The 6,707-nt window shown below is 44.6% G+C and carries 7 protein-coding genes and 1 pseudogene; 4 read left to right on the forward strand and 4 right to left on the reverse strand.

The window, feature by feature from the left end; translation table 11 throughout:
* Positions 1–1,685: pseudogene (locus YWE_RS0120230) on the reverse strand (hypothetical protein); the annotation flags it as partial.
* A 598-nt stretch (positions 1,686–2,283) separates the two neighbouring features.
* Between YWE_RS0120230 and YWE_RS0120235 the strand changes: the two are divergent.
* Entirely contained in the window at positions 2,284–2,466 is a 183-nt protein-coding gene (locus tag YWE_RS0120235; RefSeq protein ID WP_029096124.1) for a hypothetical protein, read from the forward strand.
* Between the two features lie 115 nt (positions 2,467–2,581).
* Entirely contained in the window at positions 2,582–2,785 is a 204-nt protein-coding gene (gene hha, locus YWE_RS0120240; RefSeq protein ID WP_029096125.1) for a hemolysin expression modulator Hha, read from the forward strand.
* 953 nt (positions 2,786–3,738) lie between these two features.
* Here hha and YWE_RS28110 read toward each other — a convergent pair.
* On the reverse strand, positions 3,739–4,395 hold the full coding sequence (locus YWE_RS28110) for a DUF2913 family protein (protein WP_099044081.1): 657 nt from the start codon (positions 4,393–4,395) through the stop codon (positions 3,739–3,741).
* A gap of 440 nt (positions 4,396–4,835) precedes the next feature.
* On the opposite strand from YWE_RS28110, the gene YWE_RS0120250 reads away from it, so the two are divergent.
* Together YWE_RS0120250 and YWE_RS28115 are read left to right on the forward strand one after the other, a co-directional pair.
* A complete protein-coding gene (locus YWE_RS0120250; protein ID WP_029096126.1) occupies positions 4,836–5,198 on the forward strand; it encodes a hypothetical protein in 363 nt (120 codons plus the stop codon).
* A gap of 14 nt (positions 5,199–5,212) precedes the next feature.
* Entirely contained in the window at positions 5,213–5,473 is a 261-nt protein-coding gene (locus YWE_RS28115; RefSeq protein ID WP_036016672.1) for a hypothetical protein, read from the forward strand.
* 224 nt (positions 5,474–5,697) lie between these two features.
* Here the strand turns inward: YWE_RS28115 and YWE_RS0120260 are convergent, their stop codons facing one another.
* The gene (locus YWE_RS0120260) at positions 5,698–6,027 is read right to left on the reverse strand and encodes a DUF1622 domain-containing protein (RefSeq protein WP_029096127.1); all 330 of its coding nucleotides are present in this window, start codon (positions 6,025–6,027) and stop codon (positions 5,698–5,700) included.
* A gap of 84 nt (positions 6,028–6,111) precedes the next feature.
* On the reverse strand, positions 6,112–6,387 hold the full coding sequence (locus YWE_RS0120265) for a hypothetical protein (protein WP_029096128.1): 276 nt from the start codon (positions 6,385–6,387) through the stop codon (positions 6,112–6,114).
* Positions 6,388–6,707 lie beyond the last annotated feature (320 nt).

Here is a 6,707-nt window from a genome sequence, read left to right on the forward strand (position 1 = left end):
CCGGGTGAAATATTACCGCCGTTATATAGGGTGGTTGTGCCTACCATACCGGTACCGGCAAGGGTGCCACGCTCCGCAATGCTCATTGAGCCGCCCAGCGCGTTGCTGACGACCAGCGTTCCGCCGGTTATCTCGGTTTTGCCGCTGAACNGGCTGCGATCGGTATCAAACTCGGTAATACCGTTAACCTGTTTGATGGTTCCTTTACCTTCCGCGCTGCTGACCAGATCGGTAGTAAAGGTATAATTACCGCTCAGGTCGGTATGGTTAAATACGATAGAACCATCGCCGGCGCCAAAAATGATTTTATTTACCTCAACGCTACCTACCATTTGTGGTGCATGACCTTCAGCGCCACCGATATTGAGGGTTCCTACGCCATTAACCTGATTGCCCAGATATAAATCGCCCAGAATGCTGTTATCAAATACCGGTTCATAGCTACTGTAGCCGGTATCGTTATATCGATAGAAGTAGCCGGTACTGCCCAGCGAGACGACTCCGCCATTGGCGATTGTCAAACTACCTGTCCCACTTTCACCAATAGAGAGATGACCCACTTCATTAGTTTCGTATGGAATAGACGTGTGCCCGGATGCCTTCCAGAGACTATTTTCTCCGGATACCAACACCGAACCGGTGCCATTATCGACGCCAATATACGCGCTAATATTAGACTCATCGGTGTTTGATGCCATGGTAGACAGGCTTGCCCCATCTAAAACAGAAATAGAACCGAGACTACCGGCATTCACGCCGACCTCTAAGCCTTGAGCAAAAACGGCCTGACTTTGGATGGTCTCGCTATTTTTCATTACAGATCCAGAGAGATTCAGGGTACCTTTTCCTTGACTTTCACCAATAACCGCGCCGATTGCCCCTTCGCTATAGGCGCTCCCGGAAACCATCATCTTACCGCCGCCGAGTATGTTAATGGTACCTGTACCGGCTATACCGCTGTCGGTACCTTGTCCCAGTGAGAATGAGCGACGATCGTTACCATACATGGAACCAGCTTCAATATTACTCCCGTCAACATGAAGTACACCTTTGCCACCGTCAGTGCCTATATGTAGTTCTCTGACCATAAAGGCAGACGAACTCATCATATGTTCACTGGAACTTTTTCCTGAGCCAGTCAGAGAAACTAGACCGTCGCTGTTCAGGCCTGAACCAATACTCAGACTTTCTAAGTAAATTTTGGGCGTAAAAGCGTGTTCTTCAGGATCCTCAATATTGGAGGCATCAAAAATATAATCATGATACTCAACGACACCTTTTCCACCATGGCTGCCAACCGCCATTGACCCACTGATATAGGTGGTAGACTGATAGTTTCCAGGTGTGCTAGTAATTTTTAATGATGCACTATTCCCTGAGTCTGAGCCGATAAATAATGTGTGGTTATTGTCACCACCAAGGCTCGGGGTATAATAGTCAACGGTGGCCAGAGAAAGTTCAACCGTCTGATGGCCCGTATCATAAATGTACAGGTCATCATTCAGCGTTGGAGTGGAATTGTTAGACCAGTTATTTTCATCAAAAAACTGATTGTTGCCGTTAGCATTATTCCAATAGGTCTCAGCGGCCTGAACAACCGGGGCCGTACTGACTACTGACAAGATGCTTAAAAGGATGAGATTCTTTTTGAATATCCGTATGTTGGTTTTTTTCACGTTTTCCATAACTTCTTTATGTTGATTTTAAGTATTACAATAACTTGGGTTATTAAGCTCTATTTTATATTAATTTGTATTTAAAAGTATATGTTGTTATATTGATTGATTTGAGGTAATTAATTAACTTGTTGTATAATATCAATATTTTTATGTTTAATTTGTTTTTTATTGCGTTGTTTTAATTGCATTATTTTGGCTAATTTATGTTCTTAAAGAAAAGTGAGCTAACTATAATTAATTACTCTAATGTCAGTTTTGTTAAATTATACTAAATGAATATATATTTTTAAGGGTTATTCGCATTATATTGACAATAAGATAAGAAGAGCGAGTGCCAGATCATTTGCCGCTAGGTTTAATAAAGTCTATTTATCGTGGTGAGTTGAACCATTTTTTAGGTTTGGCATGTGGGTAGGTTATCCGCAATCCAGTTTTGAAAAGTAGCGCCGTTTTCCATCAGGGAAATCGGATGACACTGAAAACCATCAACGTACAAGTTAGGTTTTATTAAAGATGGTGGTTAAATTTTACATTATAATAACATTTCTAACGCTATTCTGATTTTAGGGGAGCGTTAATACTGACTCCGGATGAATTTGATGCGATGAAAATAGAGTTAAACCAGTTTTCCTTGCGTACGATAGCAGAAGCCGCGGTAAAGTATCAGGCGTTGAAACAGAGCGTGTGCGGGATAATGAAACGGGTGGTCTCGGCGATAGTAGATGCCCCAAATCGCTGGAAGAAAGTAGAAATATGGTTGCCTGAAGCAGTTACTGACTCAGGCTGACGAAGCTAAGCGATGACATTTAGAGACAAAGACCGATATGATGATCCTAATCAGTCATTGTGGCTATGACGTTACGTAGTGGCAGTTTATTACCCTTATTTTGGAGACGTTCCCAATGAACAAGCAGGATTGGCTGATGTGTTTACGCCGTTGTACATCGATTGAAACCCTCGAACGTATTATCGATAAAAATAGATACTCACTCAATGAGCACAACATGGAAAGTTTTAATTCGGCCGCCGATCACCGATTGGCTGAGTTAATTATGGGCAAACTGTATGATAAAGTGCCGGCCTCGGTTTGGCAGTATGTGAAATAACGAAGTTATTAATATATTAAGGCGGGGGAGTGGTCAATCAGGCGGCTCATTCCTTTCGTCAATGGTATTTTGATATCATTGATGTGTTGACACCATACTGTCTTTGTCTAACTCGACATCACCACGATAAATAATGTTGTGCCCGCTCGGTGGTCTACTTACTCACATTCCCCAAGTATTGCCAGTCGAGGTTTTTGTGACCTCGGTGTTCTCATTCCCTATGGTCAATGTTGCCACACAAGACAGGCCATTTTACCGACTGTCAGGCATCAAACCGGCACTATCCTGTTCGATAATCCATCCCCGATGTCACTGTAACCGTTCCTTTTTCCCATTATCCTTCAGGCACAAAAAACAACCAACGTTTGCATGAATACCGTTTATGACTATGCTTTAACTTGTTACTAACTATGTACGAACGTAACTATTTTACGGGTACGTATTCACGTTAATGTGTGTAGCGCGGCCTCAGATAGAATAATTAAGTAGAGATGATATGATCCCTGATTATGATCTGTGCAAGAAAATATTACAGACCTTGAATCAATATCGGCCAGTTTCATTAACCCGAGGCCAATTACCGACAATTTTCCATAATAAAAAATCTGGCCGACAATATTCAATACTTACAGGGGAGTCAATTAATTGAAATTACTCCATTTCAAGAGGTTGATACGGAAAACGGTCATGCTGAATTGGACTGGGAAAATATTAATATAACGCCATAATGTGTGATTCACGCTATCGCGCCATTTCATAGGCGTATCTTGCCTCACTGGGAAGGGTGTACGTTACACCGCCGATAATTGTCAGCGTAGAAATCTTTGCAAACTGACCTCTACCGCTACTGGATAGGATCCCTGACTTTTATCCGGTTTGTAGAGCTGGGTTCTCAGGGGATGGTCGACGTTTTTGAATTGTCACTGTAGCCCGTCTTTGTGCGGTCAGGTTAGTTAGAGCACTAACGTCACTTGCGCTTTGTTGTGCGAAATTGTCGTGACCTGGGTATTGAAATGCCATTCGGCGAGCCTTGCCACAAACGCCTGAGCATCGCCAACTATCTGGAATGAAATAGGCGCTATCAACACACCCAACTCAGTAAACGCGTCGGTCAGAGCCTGTTTAGCGACATAGAACACCGGGCCTGCAACCGAGTCAGTCTGTTGTTCTGGCTCGCTGTTAGGTGGGTCTAGCAAGATATTTTCCCATCCCTGCGTATTCAATTGCCTGATGGCCTCCACCAACCGAATCAAATCGCTGGCTGTTGGCTTGTCGTCGGTGAATGAAGACCAAAGGAACGCCAGGTCCTTTTTTAACCGGGCTTTCTCTCCTTGTCGGCGACCTTTGTTCAGCAGTAACTGGATGTCCAATGCTAATCTGCGGGTAAATCGTTTCTGCTTTTGGGCCGTGGCCAGCCATCGAATTAAAAACAGGTGCTCTCCCAGTGGAGATGTCACTAAGTCATCTTGCATTGCAGTACGCAGTGCGACTAAAGCACAAAAGGCGAAGTGAGCTAAGTCTTGTGTGGTCGGGGCATGGGGTGTGGTCATGGGTATCAAATAGTCGATAAAATGGAGGCTGATGGTACCTAAGCCGGGGAACCGTGACAACGCTAATGTCGTTTGGGGGCGTGCTGGCTACTCCTCCGTCACGTTCCGCCATTCAGTCTTATCCTCTAGAGGTGTGCCCACAATTTTTTCTCTTTTAATCCATAACCGTTGTCGGTATCCACACCAACAGGGCTTAGCCCATCGGTCATCCATGGTCGGGCCATGAGCGTAACGTGCTATTTTTTGGTTAATTCTCTTTTATTGTCGTCTTTCTCCCTTTATTCCCCTATCAATCCAGTTTTCCTCAGTGATAACACGAGATTGATCTGCGCGGACGATCGAAATCTCAATATCCATAGTAACAAACGATCAATGACTTATCGCGTATCCGGTAGCATTCCAAAGCGCGGAGTCATGACATTCATCGACAGTGCCCGTCTGCGTGGCGGGCCTATTGGCGATACCGATAATCTATTTCATTAATAAGGAGTATCAGCATCATGGAAAATAATGATTCATTAAATAGTCAGGATGACGAGGATTTTTCTTTACCGACGATGTGGCTGGTTTGGGCGGTAGTGGCCGTGGTGGTCTCCATCGTGATGTGTGTCTATAACGTCTCAGCGATGGTCTTGGGGGCCAGCATTTGGGCCAAAACACTCGCCGTCATTGTCGGTGCTATTTTGGGCTGGATAGGGGCGATTATCGGTCAGGGTATCCGAAACTTTGCCCACCCAGATATCGTTTTTACCCACGGAGGGCTCTTCAGCTTAGTTGGCATTAAACTGTTCTGGCTATGTGGACCTCAGCTTATCGGGTTAGTTTTTGGTGTTGCGCTGGGCATGGCCCTGATACTCAATTAAACAGAGGAAAAAAAATGAAAAGTTATGTGATGTTATTCAGTACGGTGTTTTTGTTGGCGGGTTGCTCCGATGACAACACCAAACTCAAAGGCGAGTTTATTCGGGGTTGCCTGTCCGGCGGGGTAGATAAAGCCGTGTGTGCCTGTATCTATGAGAAATTAGAGGATAAATACGGTCAGGAAGAATTGTTACGCATTAATGCGCTCACCCAGGCCCCGGCTCTCTTTTTAGAGGATGGCGCACAATTTGCGATGCAGTGCGTTAAATCGGGTTGATGCGGGACTTCTCGCTTAATTTATCTGAGTCATTTCTTATTGGACCTGCTATTTGGCAGGTTTTTGCTGTCGGTATTCAATTGATGCCGGTTTTGAGGCGAAGGTCATCGAAAAGTCAAACTTTACGGTCACGACAATCTTTATGTATCGAGTCTCTCTGACCGGCAGTCTCCCCCCGTCAGGGCCGTACGATAACCCTCATTGCCACGCCTTCGAGTTCAACGTTACTGACGGATGGACTCAATATCTTTGGATAAAAAATAATTAAGGAACGTTCGAATGAGGGCAATAATCGCCAGTTTAATCAGTTCATCCATACTGGGATTTATTGTTGTCGCCAGAATATCGGCCGCTAATTGAAACTCCAGCGCCAAAGCCAACCAACTTCCAAATCGTACTCTGATGATGTGGAGTAGTGATGTCTGGTGAAAATTAACGATAGCAATGACCAACACCCGGCACATGCCCACGAATACACAGATGACGGAGATAAGTTCTAAGGCTATTTTTATGACCTCAGAGAGATTAAGGATGACACTTTTTAAATATTCCATGCTAAATGTGCTCCCACCTTGCTGACAGAATATGTCATGTTTAAACCTCCCTGAGAACGCCGATGATGATTGAGGCTCATAGCCTTATTGCCTGACGATGGCTTCCAGAGTGCCCGGCAAGCCATCAACCAACACAAGATGATAGTGGGTCTGCCCAATATAAGTAAAGCAGGCCAGCTCTTCTAATAACTCATACCGAGCGATGCGGTAAGTCAGCGCCTCATTAGGATGACACATTCGTGCATGCTTGAGCAGATAATCCAACGCGGCTTCCTGAGTCAGCATTAACGCCAGTGGGTTGGTTGAGGCTAAACCTTCGCTGTTATTGCGAATAATGGGCACATGGATAGACAACGTCATGGTACTTAACCTTCAGGAGGGCAATCATAAAGAACGCCAATTTAGCAGATTTTTTGACAGGGATTGATCGTTTAAACGGATCGAAATCGCGATATTGATCTGCCAAACCAATTGGAAGCTGAAAGCCGCGTCAGCTATGGTATTGGCACCGTCTCATCAGGCCATCAGCCCTACGCATCGCATGAGAAAAATGATGAATATCCTGTATACCAATTTTCATGTCGCCGGTGGCGGTGGTCATGATGTGTACATCCGAACCTTGCTTAAACAGTCTACGCATCGGACTTATGTGGCCTGTCCAAAAAGTAGTTATTTGTATC

It is taken from the genome of Budvicia aquatica DSM 5075 = ATCC 35567 (assembly GCF_000427805.1).
GTDB classification, from domain to species: domain Bacteria; phylum Pseudomonadota; class Gammaproteobacteria; order Enterobacterales; family Enterobacteriaceae; genus Budvicia; species Budvicia aquatica.